Origin of the sequence: Roseofilum acuticapitatum BLCC-M154, assembly GCF_030068475.1 — a bacterium.
GTDB lineage: Bacteria > Cyanobacteriota > Cyanobacteriia > Cyanobacteriales > Desertifilaceae > Roseofilum > Roseofilum acuticapitatum.
In genome coordinates, this window is record NZ_JAQOSP010000041.1 from 56,993 (window position 1) to 72,741 (window position 15,749).

The following is a 15,749-nucleotide window of genomic DNA, read 5'->3' on the forward strand; positions in this document are numbered from 1 at the left end:
TGATGGGAATGGGGAAGATCAACTTTTGCCTATTCCCCATTCCTTAAAAGAAGTCAAGAACGAAATTAATCAAACAGATCCAGATTCAAACTAAATCCGGGTAATATGGACTCGCCAGATAATTCTGTAGGTAAATTTCGTACTTCTACTTCTTTTTGTGGCCGATAAATTTCGACTTGTTGCTGTTGGGGATTAATCAACCATGCCAATTGTACACCCGCATCCATATATTCCCTCATTTTGGTACGCAACTGTTCTAAACTATCCGTTGCTGACCTTAATTCAATCGCAAAATCGGGCGCAATGGGCGGAAATTTCCGTCGCTGTTCTGGCGTTAAGGCTAAATACCGTTCCCGGCGAATCCAAGCCGCATCTGGAGAACGATCTGCACCATTGGGTAACTTAAAGATCGTAGAAGAACTGAAGGTATAACCCAGGTTAGTTTGCCGATTCCAAATCCCCAAATCAGTGATTAAATCTGCTTCTCGCTTTCCGCTATCACCTCCTACGGGGGGCATAATAATGAGTTCTCCTCTAGCATTTCGTTCAAAGTTTAACTCGCGGTTATTTTGACATAAGTGATAAAATTGATCATCACTGAGGTTAACGGTATCTAAATGTAATATCAAAGGACTCATAAACCCATTCTTAACCAAAACTGACGTTAATATTATATCGCTATCTAATTTCCTATTCCCGAAACTGTAACGCCCAGATAACCATGAAAACTCTTTCCCATTGGATCGGTACTACCTTTAGCACCCTTATTCTGAGCTATCCCTTTGTGGCTTGGGCAGGGCCAACCCTATACTATGAAAAATTATGGTTAAATCTGTCGGTTCCGGCTTGTTTGCAGAAAGCAGAACAGGCGATCGCCTCTACGGAGGTTCCCGTCTTAAATATCAATGCTAACCGCGTGTTAGCCGTCAGTCCCACCGTCTCCGTGGCTATTGACTGTGAGGCGATCGACAATAGAACCCGCAGTATCATTATGGTCAGCAGTGATGGCGATCGCCCCATGACAGCTATTAACCTAACCCAAGCCTTAAAAGAAGCCATGAGCCACATGAATGAGTTCCTATAATTCTAGGCGATCGCTCGTTACCCGCTCCATTTGCTGACGATCGTGACTTGTCCAAATACAACATCGATAAGAATTGTCCCCCATCCAACGATCGATTAACTCTTCTACTTGTTCTGTCGTTTTTGGGTCGAGAGATGCCGTAGGTTCATCTAAAAACAAAATCATCGGATGCAATTGTAGAGCGCGAATTAAACTCAGAATTTGCCGCTCTCCTCCAGATAGATTCATCGCTGACTTTTGCAGAAAATCTGAAGAGCGATTGAGTTGGGTGAGCAAGATTTGAACATCCTCTAGGTTATAGGTTTTACTTTGATGAATTCCTAGGCTATAAACAATCTGTAAATTTTCTTCAACTGTACCTTCAAATAGACTCGGTTGTTGATGAATATAAATGGCTTGGGAACGATAATAGGGTAACAAATTTGGGTTCAGATTACAGTTTTTTCCTAGCTCTTTTGACCATAAAATACGACCCTCATCCAGAGGATCTAATCCTGCGAGAGCGCGTAATAATAGAGTTTTCCCTTTTCCAGATGCTCCCACTAAACCCAGACGAGATCCTGGGTTTAGGCTAAAAGTTAAGTTCCTCCAGAGCCATTTTCCTTGAATTCTGCGCCCAATTTGATGAACCGATAAACAAGTATTGCTATTCATATGTCTATTGCCTATTCCTCACCAACGACCTAGCTTTGGCTATAGCGAAAGGCATTATCCCATAAATAATCTACGATCTCTAAGGAATCATCTAAGGATTTAACTTGGCACTTTCCCCACTCATCATAGCTGAGTAAAGGAACATCGGATTGGGGTTTTCCCTGCATAGTGTTTAATCTTCCGCGAATATGATATAAATTATTTAGGGGGCCATTAATGTCAAAATCAATGCGACGATTCCAAGTCGTTTCCATCCAGGACTCAATACGATCGTCTAAGTCTTCTGGAGTCATGGGTTTGCCACTGGTAAGCAGATGATAGTAGACCAAAATAATCTCTTTACATTCTTCTTCCTCTGCGGCATCGATGAGAGTATGAAAAACAGTGGTATTATTGGCTAAATTCTTAAAAAATAGGGTATCAGTTACTTTTTTCTGAAATTTGAGTCTCTTAGTTTTGTAGCTACTATATTGCTTAAATGCAAATCCCCCCAGAGTGAGCAAAAGAGAGAGGGTCGTGAGCAAAACTGGAGTTAAATTCCGTACCTCTTCTTCATTCGCTTTCAGCTCTTCCATTCCCGGTAGAGTGCCGGTGAAAAATAGGATGATACCAACAATAATTACAATTTGGGGCAAAACCTTGATAACCAGAGGAACGGCTGCACCAATCGCTGAGGCAATTAAGATCAATCGGTCTTTCCAAGTCATGCTGACTTTGACATTGGGAAAGAGAAATTCTAAATCAAATTTAGGAACATTTTGATAATAAAAGAGGTAAATTTTTCCCGGACTAAAATTGAGAGCTTTATGACCTGCGAAATAGGAGTTATCTTTGAATTTCATGGCGATAACTACTCGCTCAAAGATGTCCAGTTTCTCCTCAATACTGCGAAACCACTTTCTACGGGTAATCAGTTCATAAATATCTCCCTGACAGTAGAATAGAATTCGATCGAAGTCGTTGAAATCAACATCAGTGTTCAGTTCAATCAGGGATTGTTGATTAAAGGCTTGTTCGAGAGTCTCTTGGGAAAGGGGAAAATAATTAGCCCGTTCTAGAACTTGCTCAAAATGGTTAAAGAAATCAGCTTCCATCTGCTGCTGCTCCCTAGAGGTAAATCCCTGAAACTCGGAGAGAGTTTCATAAGGATTAAAGGGGGTATAATAGTGTTTGAGATCTTCTAAAATTGAATGGAAGTGAAAATGGTAATAGGCGGATAAAAGCTGACAAAATTGGCGAAATTTATCCCGATCGCCTTTGGACAGCTTTCCATCTCTGAGACATAATTCAATCAGATGATGGCGGTCAAAGGGAATATGGGCTTCGCGATCGCTATAATGAGCCATAGGTCAGAGAATCATTAGAGATTGCTGCAACGGAACGGATGAAACACCAGACAGCCAGCTTCTAGTCTCACTCTTCTTTACCTGAGTCAACATTGCAGAAAGTTTGTTGTACCCAGGGTATTTATCGGACACAACGAGAAGCTAAAGCGTCGTTCCACACGACCCGAACACAGCCAAACAACTGAGCTAGGCTCTGTCGCTGTTGGTCGGTTGGATAGAAACTGTTTTGATATCTCGCTTTCATTGCTTGTGCTAGAATTGGTTTGTAAATTTATTCTAGCTTGGTCTACCGGAAATGGCAACCCATTTACGCAAGGAAAGAAACAGTATTTCAAGCCTTAAAGTTCACTGGGTTTGTGTGACTATGATATAATTTTGTCCACTTCAGCGAGAGCGTCTCCTAAATGGTGGTGCGATCGCCCGAAAACGGTAAACCCGATGTTCTGGGTCTAAATAGGAGAGTAATTGCTCAATGCCTACGCTACCAACGCCGATGTAGAAGAACGGTAGTCTGTAGGGATTTAAAAAAATCAGCTCTTATCATCTAGAACTTCCAGTTTATAACCTGGATTGTCTGTGTATTGGCTTTCAAAGGTTAACTTAGGATCAATCTTGAAATCAACTGTGCCATTGCCGCAAACAGCTTCATCGGGATTAACCCGAAACATAGCCGCATCAATACAACGAGCTAGATAAATAAATTCTTCATCGACTATTCCGGAAACTCCGGCATTGAGGAAATAAACTCCAGGATGAAGGAAGCATTCAAAGGAAAATTGAACGGTAATCACTTGATTGGGTTCAAAGTGAGCAATTTTATGGAAAGAAGGGCTGACAGAGGCTCCACCTAATTCTAGTCCACTGATGGTTTTAATTAACATGCCAAAGCGCACGTTTTGAGCCATTTTGGAAAAGCGGACTTGGAAGGTGTAAATGTAGGATTGTCTGCGAATCAGATGATTGACCACTCGACCGGAGAGGGTTTCAATATGAGGGTCAAGAATTTCTGCGCCTCTGGTGGTGTAGGAAAGGGTATGTTCGGGGTTAAGATGGGGATCGTAGTAGTCTCCTAATGTGGGTATGGATGGGGAAGAGTTGGAGTCTTGAAGAGGGGAAGATTGACCGTTTGTTTGTGCTTTTTCTGGAGTTTGAAGGCTTTGCTGTTGATGGGATTTTTTCAGTTCTTCGCGCAGGATGTGGCTTTTGTCTGAGGGAGCGTAGATCAGTTCTTGATATTTAGAAACAACAAATTTCGGTTTATTGTTGAGGATAATTTCACCTTTGTCCATGAGAATGGCTCGATCGCATAATTCCACAACCGACGAAGCAGCATGAGATACAAATAACACTGTACCGCCGCGATCGCTAATTTCCTGAATTCGAGCAAAACACTTGCGCTGAAACGCTTCATCTCCCACGGATAAAGCTTCATCGACTACCAAAATATCCGGCTCCACACTCGTTGCCACTGCAAACGCCAAGCGCACAAACATCCCACTAGAATAAGTTTTTACTGGCTGCTCAATAAATTCACCAATATCGGCAAAGGCAACAATGGAATCAAACTTAGTCTGAATTTCATCCTTAGTTAAGCCCAACAACTGACCATTAAAAAACACATTCTGCCGACCGGTAAATTCCGGATTAAATCCACTACCCAACTCCAACAGCGCCGATAAGCGACCATTGACCTGAACTTCCCCCGTCGTCGGAGTCAAGGTGGCGGCAATAATTTGCAGCAGGGTACTTTTTCCCGAACCATTACGCCCGACAATGCCCAGAGTTTGCCCTTGGGGAATTTCCAAATCAATATCATGCAGCGCCCAAAACTCCTGCCCCCTTGTTTTTCCGGGTAGCAATAGCTCTTTGAGGCGATCGCCCGGATGGGCATATCGCTTAAACGACTTAGAAACACCTTTTAGTGAAATCACCATTTCACTCATGGAAACACAATATCTTTAGTCCGTGCGATCGTCAACCAACCCGACACTCTATCACCAATAACCATCCGTCCCTCCCCTAGATCACATCAGCAAACGCAGGGCGCAGTCGTCGATAGACCCATAAACCCCCTGACAACAGTACCAGAGAAACGCCCAAAGCACTCATCCATTCTCCCCAATGTTGCATCTGCCCCACTAAGATCAAATCCCGATAAGTTTCCGAAATAGCCGCCAAAGGATTAAGCCAAAACACCAACTGTCGCCAAGGTTCAGGAATAATGCTCACCGGATACACAATCGGAGTCATATAAAACCACAAATTGGTAATCACCGCCAAACTTTGGGGAATATCGCGCAAAAAAACCGTTAAGGCCGAGACCAAATACCCCAAACCGGCCGTGAGCAATAACTGGGGTAACCAAGCCAAGGGCAATAATAACAGCGTCGGATGCAGCGTCTGGGTAATTAAGCCCGTTAAAACAATTAGGGCAATTAACCCCATAGAACTTTCAATAAAGGCGCTCAGAACCGGCACAAGGGGCAACAAACCCAGGGGAAAGACCACTTTCTTCACTAAATTCGGTTGACTAATCACCGCATTCGAGGACTGAAGCAAACCCGTCATAAAAGCAGTCCAGGGCAGCAGTCCCGCAAATAACCATAACCCAAATGTGAGGTTGTTGGCCGCCATGCCCTGAAGATTGAGCTTCACCTTCAGCACAATCGAAAACACATAGGTGTAAATCAGCAATTGGGAGAGTTGATTGAGCAACGGCCACAAATTTCCCAGTACCGAACCCTGGTAACGGGCTGCTAAATCCCGGTGAACTAAGCTTTTGAGTAAATTAGCTTGCAGCAACCATTGACGTTTTCCCCAAGATTTGGCGATCGCCTCTAACCCTATTCCTCCCTTATTTGCCCTCAACAAAATGTGTCCTCTCTCACCACTCAACAATAGCGCAATCCCAGACTCCAGAGAGTATGGCTCTCAAATTCTGACACTCTCCCCGACTAGCGTGCAACGGTGTCTTTACCCAAAGTTTTGTAAAATCGTAGTCTCGGTTACAGCAATCTAGTCTATCCCATCTCTATATCATAAAGTGTTCAACTCACTCGAATTTTATCCATTAGTGTGAACTTTGATTCCTACAATCCAGGGGACTTCTACGATGAACTCTTCGGCCCCGACGGTAATCCCCGGCCCGAATGCAAACCCCTTATAGACCACTTAAATCATCTCTCTCGCGAACACCTTCACCAACGCCAACAAGCTGCCCAGATTGGACTCTTCAAGCTGGGAGTAACCTTTAATGTCTATGGTGCAGAAGAAGGAACCGAGCGGATTTTTCCCTTCGATCTCATTCCCCGTGTCGTCTTATCTCACGAGTGGAAAACCCTACAACAGGGACTCAAACAACGGATTGAAGCCCTGAATTTATTTATTGCCGACATTTATGACCAGCAAAAAATCATTAAAGATAAAGTCATTCCCGAAGAATTAATTCACTCGGCCACCGGCTTTCTCAAACCCTGTATGGGACTCAAACCCCCCAAAGGAGTCTGGTGTCATATTACTGGAACCGACTTGGTGCGCGATAAAGACGGAAAATGGTACGTTTTAGAAGACAATTTGCGCTGTCCTTCCGGCGTTTCCTATGTCCTAGAAAATCGCCGGGTCATGAAAAGTACCTTTCCTCAAGTCTTTAGCTTGATGGATATTGAACCGGTCGATCAATATGCCGGGGGTTTACTCGATACCTTACTTAACCTAGCCCCCAGCCATGTCCCTGAACCAACAGTAGTCGTATTAACTCCTGGAGTCTATAACTCGGCTTATTTTGAACATTCATTTTTAGCCCAGCAAATGGGAGTGGAATTAGTGGAAGGCCGGGATTTAGTCATTGCTGATGGCTACCTGCAAATGCGAACCACCAAGGGACTGCAACGGGTGGATGTGGTTTATCGTCGCATTGATGATAGCTTTATCGATCCAACCGTGTTTAATCCCGATTCCTTATTAGGGGTTCCCGGTTTAATGGAAGTCTATCAGTCGGGACGAGTGGCCTTAGCTAATGCTCTCGGAACTGGGGTAGCTGATGATAAGGTGATTTATTCTTATGTTCCCGAAATGATTCGCTATTATTTGGGCGAAGAGCAAATTTTAGCCAATGTTCCGACTTATTTATGTTGGGAGCCAAAACAACAAGAGTATGTCCTCAACCATCTGGAGGAATTGGTTGTTAAAGCAGCCGATGAATCCGGAGGTTATGGGATGTTAGTTGGCCCCAATTCTACAGCCGAGCAACGGGAAGAGTTCGCCCAACGGATAAAGGCCAATCCCCGTAAATATATTGCCCAACCCACCCTCTGTTTATCTAGGGTTCCCACGCTTTTAGAGGGCAATATTGAAGGCTGTCATGTGGATTTACGTCCCTATATTCTCTATGGTGAGGAGATTTCTGTAATGCCGGGAGGCTTAACCCGAGTTGCTCTCAAGCGAGGCTCTTTAGTTGTCAATTCTTCTCAAGGGGGGGGGAGTAAAGATACTTGGGTTTTACGAGATGAGCTGGTTTAACGAGGTTGAATGTCATGAATATAACAATAAGTGAATTTTCGTGAATTATTGCTAACCCTCAGTTGGCGAAACTCAAGATCATCTCGTATGCTGACAGTAATGAGTTTTTGATGACATAACAACGATGATGGAATCACTTGCATTGACCCATGCTTCCCTGGCTTATGAAGATCCGAACCCTGCTCCAGAATTACGGTCTTTTGAAGTCATCAATTTATCCCTAGCTAAAAGTGCTGTAGGCGTTCTGGCTTTAGGTGTGGCGCTGTCGATTTTTAGTGCAGCAGAAAATGCTATGGCCTATCTAAGTTATGGGTCTAGGGGTAGTGATGTTGTTTATCTGCAAGATTTACTAAAACGTGCAGGTTATTTTCCCTATACGGTAGGATCGACAGGCTACTATAGTGATATTACTTATGATGCAGTAGTAAGCTATCAGTACGATATGGGTCTAGCCGTAGATGGTGTTGCTGGGTCTCAAACCTTTGCTTCTTTAGAAGCGGGTGGTGGTGACCCCAACATGGGTGGTGGTAGCCATATGGTGGTAGCTGGAAGTGGCTTAAATGTCCGTTCAGGGATAGGAACATCGTTTCCCGTTATTGGTGGACTCGGCTATGGACAACGGGTTTATGTGGAATACTTTGACCATAGTGGTTGGGCGAAACTTGCCGGTGGTGGATATGTGTCCGGTGACTATCTGGCGGCACTTTAATTTCTAAGCTGGCTGATTGACTATGGCGATCGCTCCTGTGGTATCAATGTGGGAGCGATCGCTCTGTATACTCTTTTTTAAAGATAGTATAAGTTATTGTCAATTTCGGACGCTGGGGTAAACCTTCAAAGTACCAACGGGGTCAAGCCTTAACCGGCCAAAGAAGAAGGAATTAAATGGACTTTCCCTCGCTGTACTGCTCGCAGCAAACGGTTAATAGACTTGCGTTCATGAGATTCTAAATGAGAATAGCTAGAAACTAGTTGCAGGGTATGATAATCCGCGAAAGACATAACACCGGTTGCACCTACTGAGCCAAAAATGTCGGAAATGCGGTCAGATAACTTTTCGGTTGGAGATAACATAGCTTTTGGTCATCAACTCATCTTATGTCCCTATTCTCCTCCCCTTTCGCTGAGTGTGGGGTGATAACCCCCACACTAGGTTTGTGATTTACGTTGGATATGTTGGTGAGATGGGGGAGATAGGGAGATGGGGACTGGATTTCCGTTTACAACGAGCAGAATTTTGCCCATACGATCCGATAATACGGAAGTTAGGGTTTAACTTCTGTGTCAGGTAGTCTATGTTAAGTCGTGTAGCAGATGCAATCTATTGGCTCAATCGCTATGTGGAGCGAGCGGAAAATACGGCTCGCTTTATTGATGCCAATTTGACCTTGATTTTGGATTCCCCCGTTGGGGTAGCCCATCAGTGGGAACCCTTGGTGATTACCACGGGCGATCGCCAAGTGTTTTGGGATCGTTATGGGGAAGCAACAAAAGAGAATGTGCGCCACTTTCTCACATTCGATGCTAAAAATCCCAATTCGATTTTATCTTGTTTGTGGATGGCTCGTGAGAATGCCCGCTCTATTCGAGAGGTGATTTCTTCGGAGATGTGGCAGCAGATTAATGAGTTTTATTATATGGTCAAGGAGACTTCACCAGAGGGGTCAATGGTGGAGCTATCGGATTTTTATGATGAAGTGAAGCGCTGTAGTCATTTGTTTACAGGCTTAATGGATGCCACCATGTCCCATAATGAGGGATGGCATTTTGGTTTAATTGGCCGGTTGCTAGAACGAGCAGATAAGACTTCGCGAATTTTAGATGTAAAGTATTTCATTTTGTTACCTTCGGCTCAGGATGTGGGCACAACCTTAGATGAAATTCATTGGATAGCCCTATTAAAGTCGGCGAGTGCCTACGAAATGTATCGCAAACAAATCCACCGTCACCAAATTACTCCCATGGGAGTGGCGGGATTTTTGTTGCTCGATCGCCATTTTCCCCGTGCGGTGCGCTCTTGTCTGTTTCGCTCTGAGCAATCTCTGCATAGAATTAATGGTACAGCACCGGCTACCTGGAGCGATCCGGCCGAACGGGCCCTAGGTCGTCTGCGATCGGAATTAGAGTATATTACCATTGAGGAAATTGTTAAGCAGGGATTACATGAATTTGTAGATCATTTACAACAAGAGTTGAATTTTGTGGGTGAGCAGCTTTATCAAAGCTATTTCTGTTTAGAGTCAGTCTGTTAAATCACGAAAAAGCCAAACCATGCGCTATAAAATTATTCACTTTACTCAGTATATTTATAGTGAGTTTGTAGCCCTGAGTCCCCATTGGCTGCGATTGCGATCGCGCTCCGATGGTCAGCAAACCCTGCATCACTTTCAGCTAGAAATTGACCCACCACCCACAGGCTGCTCCTCTGTCCTGGATGCAGAAGGCAATGTACTCGAAAAAATTTGGTTTGACCGTCAGGAACTCAAAGCGCTGAAGATTACTGCCATTTCAGAAGTAGAAACCCACTGTACAAACCCATTTAACTATCTCTTAGAGCCTTGGGCGGTTCAGTTTCCCATCGATTATCCTTCGAGTTTATTAGCTCGGTTATCCCCCTATTTTGCACCCAGAACCTTACCAAATCCAGTCGATCCGAAGGTTTATGCTTGGGCGGTGGAAATCGCCGATCGCGTCCAGTATCAAGTTGTGCCCTTTCTGAGTGCCATCAATCAGGACATTTATGAACGGTGCGATTATTATATTCGCGATACCGGCGATCCCTTTCCTCCGGGCGTTACCTGGGAGCAAAAAGGGGGAACTTGCCGAGATTATGCGGTCTTGTTTATGGAAGCTTGTCGCGCTATGGGATTAGCCGCAAGGTTTGTCAGTGGCTATCAAGAAGGCGATCGCGACACCACAGACCGTCACCTCCATGCTTGGGCAGAAGTGTACCTTCCCGGAGCGGGATGGCGGGGCTATGACCCTACCCTCGGTCTAGCTGTTAGCAATGGCCATATCGCCGTCGCAGCCAGTGCCATCCCCCAAAATACAGCTCCAGTTTCTGGTACACTGCACCGCTCCCAGGTACAGAGCCAAATGGACTTTGATTTGGCGATCGAATTTCTAGATTAATCCGTACTTAAATCGCTCTCTTCTCCCTGGGCATAATACTCCCAATCAATATTAGGAATACTTTCGACCGCATGGTTAAGAGCAACTTCCCAAGTTTTGCGAAGTTTGCCCAAATAGGGGTCTCTCAAGGGTAGCTCAAGCTGGTGGCGAACCACCAAACTATCCCGTTCATACATGACCAGATTAATGGGCGGGCCCACGGAAATATTGGATTTCATAGTAGAATCGATGGACAAAATCGCCGCTTTCGCTGCCACATCTACCGGAGTGTCGAAGTGAACCGTGCGATCGAGAATCGGTTTACCATACTTAGTCTCCCCAATTTGTAAAAAGGGAGTTTCTGGAGTCGCTTGAATGGAATTGCCTTGGGTATAGATCAGATACAGTTCTGGATCTTCTCCCTGAATTTGCCCCCCCACCAAAAAATTACAATGGTAGTCAATACCATCTTTTTCTAACCAAGGTCGGTCTTGCTCTAGCAGTTGGCGGGTTTTGCTCCCAACGTAGCGGGCAATTTCATGAAACGTGGGCAGAGAATGTAAATTAACATCCTGCTGTACTTTAATATCTTTCTTCAAACTAGAGATCACCGCTTGGGTAATGGAGAGGTTCCCCGAAGAACAAAAGATAATCACTCGTTCCCCCGGTAGGGAAAAATCAAACAACTTGCGATAGGTGGAAATATAATCCACTCCAGCATTGGTTCGCGAGTCAGCGGCCAGCACCAGTCCGGAATTGGTGATAATGCCAAGACAATAGGTCATAAAAGCTAGATAACAACACCTTACTGATTGTACGGAATTTAGGGAATGTGGTAGGGCTGAGGTGTATATTGACCTATTGAGTTCATCAGGAAAAGGGTATGAATGCCCTGAAAACTACTGCCTTAATCTTCACAGGTGCTTGCTTCAGCCTCTGTTTGACTGCCTCTCCAGCCCAGCCACTGCAATTGCACTTTCAATCTCCGGATGGTCGGACAAGTGCAGATCTCTTGTTTGGAGACTATGTTACCAATTTTAATCCGGCTTGGACAAGTTACAATGCCGTGGGGATCGAACTTCATCAAGATCCCACTAAAGACCCAATTGATTCTTTTCTCAAAGGTGAGAGTTATAAGGCTTATTACCACAATGGTTCTCCCGATCCCAATTTGATTGAGCTAATCAAGACTAGTATTCAGGCTAATAAACCTTACAAGTGTTCTCCCACGGAATGTTTATTCCCCCTTAACTAAGGAACACAACTTAAGTTAAGGAGGAAACTTACCCCTCTTTTGTCACTTTTTCTGTAGAGAATTTTAGGAATCTGGCGTTACTTAGGTGTATATTTACTTAATTGGGCTTGTTGTTGTTCGGGAGTTGGGGGTGGTTGAAGTATCGGAGAAGTTAAATTATAGAATGACGGTGAGTATCTCAACTCCCCTATTCTCCTTCCTTTGCAAATCGCTCTAATAGATCTTCGCGAGACAGGTGTAGCAACAGAGGAGTAAACTCTGCTGATGGCAGAGTTGCTATTTGCTCCACAATAGCTGCCAGTTCCTCATCTACTTCTTGGAAACGGACGCGCAAAATATCTGCTATCAACCGGAGGGTTGCTCGTTGTTCTCCCTCTTGTCGCTCTTCTTCACGCAGTTGAGCGATCGCCTCTTCATACAATTGAGTTAGAGTCACAATTAGCACCTCATCATCTCGATCGGCTTCTTGGTTTTGCCGCGTGGCTAAAATAGTTAAAAGATTATAGACCAATCTTATCACATTCCCTCGCCATCGGTTAGTTTGCGGTAGGCTCTGCAATTCTTGAATGGCTTGTTGTTGCACTGTTCCTCTGCCTAGAAGTCTTAACCATAAGGTTTCTGGCGTTCTCCGCAATTGATGGATAACGATGATGGCACTTTTATACAGATCGCCTAAATAATAGACTCCTGGAGGGCCGTTTTCTGCCTCCTTTGCACGAGCATTATCTAGCAAATTCTTGGATGCGGTTGGCGTTAATATCCACAGTCTAGGTAGATCGGTTTCCCTAAGTTTTCTGCTCTCTTGATCCCGTTCCCATTTGGCTTGCACCATGAATAATTTCAACAGACAAGTGCGAATCTCATTGGCGGTTATGGGATTACGAAAGGGTTCAAAGAGTGCTGGAGTCGCTATCAGTTGTCCCAATAATCCGAGTTCCCTGACATCGAGATCGCAAGAGGAGGGCGTAAACCAAACATCGACCTCGCGCACTTCTGAGGCAATCTTTTTGCTCGTTTCTACTGTTCCGAACCGGGAGAGTAGTTCACTGAGGTAATCTTTGGCGAATTGATCGTGAATGAATCGAGTCACAATGGGCAGTTGAGCAACGAAATAAGATTATAAGCGATCGCCTCGAATAACCTGATAGACTGTCGATCGCTACTCTCTACCAGGGAATATAAGGATGGTCACATCCAATCATAGGGAAACTCCAAAATCGACAAAGAGCGCGATCGCCTTGGGAAGTAACTTGGGTGACTCGAAAGCAACCCTTAACAGCGCTCTAAGCATCCTCGATCAAACGACTGGAATTAGGGTTCAAACTTACTCTAGCTACTACCATACTGCACCGATCGGGCCGGCACAACCAGATTTCCTAAATGCCTGTGCTATTTTGCAGGTAGAGTTAACACCTCAAGCCTTACTCAATCATTTACTCCGTATCGAACAGCACTTTGGTCGAATCCGTCGAGAACGTTGGGGGCCTCGAACCCTTGATTTAGATATCCTATTATTTGAAGATTTAATTCTCTCTACCCCTGAACTGCAAATCCCTCACCCCTGTATGACCGAGAGAGCATTTGTGTTAGTCCCATTAGCAGAAATTGCTCCAGACTGGATAGAACCCGTTTCTAAAGAGGCGATCGCCCAATTAGTAAAAAAGATAGACTGTTCTGGAGTCACTCTATCTATCCAGAAAGACTCCACAGCCACTTAAAAACAGTTTCAGGATTCACCGCAAATATGGTTTGATGTAGAGAAACGCCCTAACTTTTATCATGTCGGACAAGACTCAACCCCTAGTCAGCATTATTATTCCAGCCTACAAAGCTACAACAACGATCGCCTCTACGGTTGAAAGTCTCATTAATCAAACCTATACCCATTGGGAAGCCGCGATCGCCTCCGATGATAACCTAGACTATCTTGCCCTTCTCGCCCAACAAGGCATCACCGACCCCCGCATCAAACAAACCTTCACCGGCAGCATCGGCAATGGAGAAGCCGTAGCACGCAATGCAGCCGTCCAAATCAGCAACGGAGAAATTTTAGCCAACCTTGATGCCGACGATGCCTACAGTCCCAACCGTTTGCAAGAACTGGTTCCCTTAGCCCTAGAATACGGCGCAGCCATCGATAACACAGGAGTCTACAATACAGAATTAATCCTCTACAAACAGCCTTTCCCAAAACGAAACACCCTCACCTTTGCCACCCCCGATGATATCCTCCAACCCCGCGTTCCCTTCTTCCCCGTCTTCCAAAGACAATATCTCGGTACAGGCTGGACAAAAGTGCCCTTTGCCGCCGACGTTCTCTTTAACCTAGAACTCCTTAGTCGCATCCAAAAAGTCGCCATTCACCCCCAACCCCTTTACCAATATTACAAGCGCGAAAACTCCATTACCCAATCCACCAACGCTTTTGAAACCGCCGAACGCGCCTATCAACAAATTCTCGCCTTATTAGCAGAAGAAAAATTCGATCTCACCCCAGAAATTCGCCAAGCCGCTAACGATGAATTTTCCCAAAACTTACTCCTAAATCGGCTCTTTCGCCAGTATATGGAATCCGGACGTTGCCAAAATCTAGAACAATTTCTCGACCTCACAGAAAATGGTCATGCCCATTGGTTAAAACCCGAATTAGAATCCGTTACCCTTCAGATTTTTTAAAATGAAATTACTCTTTATCTCTAGTCCTGTCAGTTCCTTAAACTCTGGTCGTCTGGGAGGGGTCGCCCTAAATCTCAAGACCATCGCCACAGAAATGAGCCAACGAGGACATCAAATCCAAATCATTGCCCCTACAGACTCCACCATAGCATCCCTACCCATCAAAGAAATCCCTGGAGAACTGCAACCCTTAATCCCCGAACCCACCTATAACGACCCCGTAATCATTCCCAATAACTCAGTTTTGGCCAATATGTGGGATTATGCCCATCAAGTTCAGGCTGATTATGACCTAATTATTGACTTTGGTTACGAATGGCTACCCTTTTACTTATCACCCTTCTTTAAATGTCCCGTTCTTCACTATGTCTGTATCGGTTCCTGGACGGGTGTGATGGATCGGGCCATTGAAAGAGTCGCACACCTCTGTCCAGGAACTCTGGGGGCCCATACCAAAGCTCAAGCTGCTACCTACTCAGTAGCCGAATCCTTTAGGATTTTAGGGGGTGCTATTGACCTAACTCAATATCAATTTTGCCCAGAACCTGGGAATAGTTTAGCTTGGGCAGGGCGAATATCAGCAGAAAAGGGACTCGAAGATGCAGTGGCTGCCGCTCAAAAAATAGGTATTCATCTGCAAGTATTTGGCTATCTTCAAGATCCAGAATATTGGCAACAGATATGCCAGGACTATCCCCAGGCTTCCCTAGAGTATATGGGCTTTTTACCCACCCAAGACTTTCAAAGCAAATTAGGAAAATGTCGAGCTTTACTGATGACCCATAAGTGGGTAGAAGCTTTTGGTCGCGTAGCATTAGAAGCCCTGGCTTGTGGCGTTCCTGTGATTTCCTATCGTCGCGGTGGCCCCTCAGAAATTGTGGTAGATGGTCAAACGGGTTGGTTAGTTGAACCGGATAACCTAGATGAATTAGTTAGAGCCATTAAGAATATTAACAAAATCGATCGCCATCAGTGTCGCCAACGGGCAGAAACAGAATACTCGTTACCAGGATTTGGCGATCGCCTGGAACAATGGTTTCAGGATGTTTTGTAATTGTTGAAGTTTTAAATAGCGAAACTTGCTATGAATAAATTGCTTCTCAAC

Annotated in this window: 17 protein-coding genes and 1 pseudogene; 9 read left to right on the forward strand and 9 right to left on the reverse strand. The window is 44.7% G+C overall.

All coding sequences use genetic code 11. From position 1 onward, the window contains the following. Positions 1 to 65: 65 nt before the first annotated feature. Positions 66 to 638 carry a Uma2 family endonuclease gene (locus tag PMG71_RS06060; RefSeq protein ID WP_283752758.1) on the reverse strand — a complete coding sequence of 191 codons (573 nt, stop codon included), beginning with the start codon at positions 636 to 638 and terminating at the stop codon, positions 66 to 68. Positions 639 to 721: 83 nt separating this feature from the next. Here PMG71_RS06060 and PMG71_RS06065 point away from each other — a divergent pair, with 83 nt between their 5' ends. After that, positions 722 to 1,084, forward strand: a complete 363-nt coding sequence (locus PMG71_RS06065) for a hypothetical protein (RefSeq protein WP_283752759.1) — start codon at positions 722 to 724, stop codon at positions 1,082 to 1,084. Here PMG71_RS06065 and PMG71_RS06070 read toward each other — a convergent pair. The 5 genes and pseudogenes from PMG71_RS06070 to PMG71_RS06085 all read right to left on the reverse strand — a co-directional run bounded on the left by PMG71_RS06070 (position 1,079) and on the right by PMG71_RS06085 (position 5,931). Next, positions 1,079 to 1,738 (reverse strand): ABC transporter ATP-binding protein, encoded by a 660-nt coding sequence (locus PMG71_RS06070; RefSeq protein ID WP_283752760.1) that lies wholly within the window; start codon positions 1,736 to 1,738, stop codon positions 1,079 to 1,081. The genes PMG71_RS06065 and PMG71_RS06070 overlap by 6 nt on opposite strands. 29 nt (positions 1,739 to 1,767) lie before the next feature. Then, positions 1,768 to 3,084: a TMEM143 family protein gene (locus PMG71_RS06075; RefSeq protein WP_283752761.1), complete on the reverse strand. Its 1,317-nt coding sequence runs from the start codon at positions 3,082 to 3,084 to the stop codon at positions 1,768 to 1,770. A 15-nt stretch (positions 3,085 to 3,099) separates the two neighbouring features. Further along, positions 3,100 to 3,328, reverse strand: a pseudogene (locus PMG71_RS23840) (helix-turn-helix domain-containing protein); the annotation flags it as partial. 286 nt (positions 3,329 to 3,614) lie between these two features. Continuing rightward, positions 3,615 to 5,027, reverse strand: coding sequence for an ABC transporter ATP-binding protein (locus tag PMG71_RS06080; RefSeq protein ID WP_347179209.1), 1,413 nt, complete (start codon positions 5,025 to 5,027; stop codon positions 3,615 to 3,617). A gap of 76 nt (positions 5,028 to 5,103) precedes the next feature. Next, positions 5,104 to 5,931, reverse strand: coding sequence for an ABC transporter permease (locus PMG71_RS06085; RefSeq protein ID WP_347179212.1), 828 nt, complete (start codon positions 5,929 to 5,931; stop codon positions 5,104 to 5,106). Positions 5,932 to 6,159: 228 nt separating this feature from the next. On the opposite strand from PMG71_RS06085, the gene PMG71_RS06090 reads away from it, so the two are divergent. Both PMG71_RS06090 and PMG71_RS06095 read left to right on the forward strand, forming a co-directional pair. Continuing rightward, the gene (locus PMG71_RS06090) at positions 6,160 to 7,602 is read left to right on the forward strand and encodes a circularly permuted type 2 ATP-grasp protein (protein WP_283752764.1); all 1,443 of its coding nucleotides are present in this window, start codon (positions 6,160 to 6,162) and stop codon (positions 7,600 to 7,602) included. 124 nt (positions 7,603 to 7,726) lie between these two features. After that, a complete protein-coding gene (locus PMG71_RS06095) occupies positions 7,727 to 8,311 on the forward strand; it encodes a peptidoglycan-binding protein (RefSeq protein WP_283752765.1) in 585 nt (194 codons plus the stop codon). A gap of 149 nt (positions 8,312 to 8,460) precedes the next feature. On the opposite strand, the gene PMG71_RS06100 is transcribed toward PMG71_RS06095, so the two are convergent. Then, positions 8,461 to 8,676: a hypothetical protein gene (locus PMG71_RS06100; RefSeq protein ID WP_283752766.1), complete on the reverse strand. Its 216-nt coding sequence runs from the start codon at positions 8,674 to 8,676 to the stop codon at positions 8,461 to 8,463. 221 nt (positions 8,677 to 8,897) lie between these two features. Here PMG71_RS06100 and PMG71_RS06105 point away from each other — a divergent pair, with 221 nt between their 5' ends. Both PMG71_RS06105 and PMG71_RS06110 read left to right on the forward strand, forming a co-directional pair. Next, positions 8,898 to 9,854 (forward strand): alpha-E domain-containing protein, encoded by a 957-nt coding sequence (locus PMG71_RS06105; protein ID WP_283752767.1) that lies wholly within the window; start codon positions 8,898 to 8,900, stop codon positions 9,852 to 9,854. Between the two features lie 19 nt (positions 9,855 to 9,873). Next, positions 9,874 to 10,734, forward strand: a complete 861-nt coding sequence (locus PMG71_RS06110) for a transglutaminase family protein (RefSeq protein ID WP_283752768.1) — start codon at positions 9,874 to 9,876, stop codon at positions 10,732 to 10,734. On the opposite strand, the gene PMG71_RS06115 is transcribed toward PMG71_RS06110, so the two are convergent. Then, positions 10,731 to 11,498: a proteasome-type protease gene (locus PMG71_RS06115; protein WP_283752769.1), complete on the reverse strand. Its 768-nt coding sequence runs from the start codon at positions 11,496 to 11,498 to the stop codon at positions 10,731 to 10,733. The genes PMG71_RS06110 and PMG71_RS06115 overlap by 4 nt on opposite strands. Positions 11,499 to 11,596: 98 nt before the next feature. Between PMG71_RS06115 and PMG71_RS06120 the strand changes: the two genes are divergently transcribed. Next, a complete protein-coding gene (locus PMG71_RS06120) occupies positions 11,597 to 11,968 on the forward strand; it encodes a hypothetical protein (RefSeq protein ID WP_283752770.1) in 372 nt (123 codons plus the stop codon). Between the two features lie 187 nt (positions 11,969 to 12,155). On the opposite strand, the gene PMG71_RS06125 is transcribed toward PMG71_RS06120, so the two are convergent. Then, a complete protein-coding gene (locus PMG71_RS06125; protein WP_283752771.1) occupies positions 12,156 to 13,058 on the reverse strand; it encodes a hypothetical protein in 903 nt (300 codons plus the stop codon). A 94-nt stretch (positions 13,059 to 13,152) separates the two neighbouring features. Here PMG71_RS06125 and folK point away from each other — a divergent pair, with 94 nt between their 5' ends. From folK to PMG71_RS06140, 3 genes are all read left to right on the forward strand, one after another. After that, positions 13,153 to 13,686, forward strand: coding sequence for a 2-amino-4-hydroxy-6-hydroxymethyldihydropteridine diphosphokinase (folK, locus tag PMG71_RS06130; protein WP_283752772.1), 534 nt, complete (start codon positions 13,153 to 13,155; stop codon positions 13,684 to 13,686). 61 nt (positions 13,687 to 13,747) lie between these two features. Continuing rightward, positions 13,748 to 14,644, forward strand: coding sequence for a glycosyltransferase family 2 protein (locus PMG71_RS06135; protein ID WP_283752773.1), 897 nt, complete (start codon positions 13,748 to 13,750; stop codon positions 14,642 to 14,644). A 1-nt stretch (position 14,645) separates the two neighbouring features. Further along, a complete protein-coding gene (locus PMG71_RS06140) occupies positions 14,646 to 15,698 on the forward strand; it encodes a glycosyltransferase family 4 protein (RefSeq protein ID WP_283752774.1) in 1,053 nt (350 codons plus the stop codon). Positions 15,699 to 15,749 lie beyond the last annotated feature (51 nt).

Excerpts from the sequence above, each read along its gene's own strand:
- PMG71_RS06105 (WP_283752767.1), top strand. The coding sequence starts at position 8,898 with ATGTTAAGTCGTGTAGCAGATGCAATCTATTGGCTCAATCGCTATGTG.
- PMG71_RS06120 (WP_283752770.1), top strand. The coding sequence starts at position 11,597 with ATGAATGCCCTGAAAACTACTGCCTTAATCTTCACAGGTGCTTGCTTC.
- folK (WP_283752772.1), top strand. The coding sequence starts at position 13,153 with ATGGTCACATCCAATCATAGGGAAACTCCAAAATCGACAAAGAGCGCG.
- PMG71_RS06070 (WP_283752760.1), bottom strand. The coding sequence starts at position 1,738 with ATGAATAGCAATACTTGTTTATCGGTTCATCAAATTGGGCGCAGAATT.
- PMG71_RS06065 (WP_283752759.1), top strand. The coding sequence starts at position 722 with ATGAAAACTCTTTCCCATTGGATCGGTACTACCTTTAGCACCCTTATT.
- PMG71_RS06095 (WP_283752765.1), top strand. The coding sequence starts at position 7,727 with ATGATGGAATCACTTGCATTGACCCATGCTTCCCTGGCTTATGAAGAT.
- PMG71_RS06080 (WP_347179209.1), bottom strand. The coding sequence starts at position 5,027 with ATGAGTGAAATGGTGATTTCACTAAAAGGTGTTTCTAAGTCGTTTAAG.
- PMG71_RS06140 (WP_283752774.1), top strand. The coding sequence starts at position 14,646 with ATGAAATTACTCTTTATCTCTAGTCCTGTCAGTTCCTTAAACTCTGGT.
- PMG71_RS06100 (WP_283752766.1), bottom strand. The coding sequence starts at position 8,676 with ATGTTATCTCCAACCGAAAAGTTATCTGACCGCATTTCCGACATTTTT.
- PMG71_RS06110 (WP_283752768.1), top strand. The coding sequence starts at position 9,874 with ATGCGCTATAAAATTATTCACTTTACTCAGTATATTTATAGTGAGTTT.
- PMG71_RS06075 (WP_283752761.1), bottom strand. The coding sequence starts at position 3,084 with ATGGCTCATTATAGCGATCGCGAAGCCCATATTCCCTTTGACCGCCAT.
- PMG71_RS06115 (WP_283752769.1), bottom strand. The coding sequence starts at position 11,498 with ATGACCTATTGTCTTGGCATTATCACCAATTCCGGACTGGTGCTGGCC.
- PMG71_RS06060 (WP_283752758.1), bottom strand. The coding sequence starts at position 638 with ATGAGTCCTTTGATATTACATTTAGATACCGTTAACCTCAGTGATGAT.
- PMG71_RS06135 (WP_283752773.1), top strand. The coding sequence starts at position 13,748 with ATGTCGGACAAGACTCAACCCCTAGTCAGCATTATTATTCCAGCCTAC.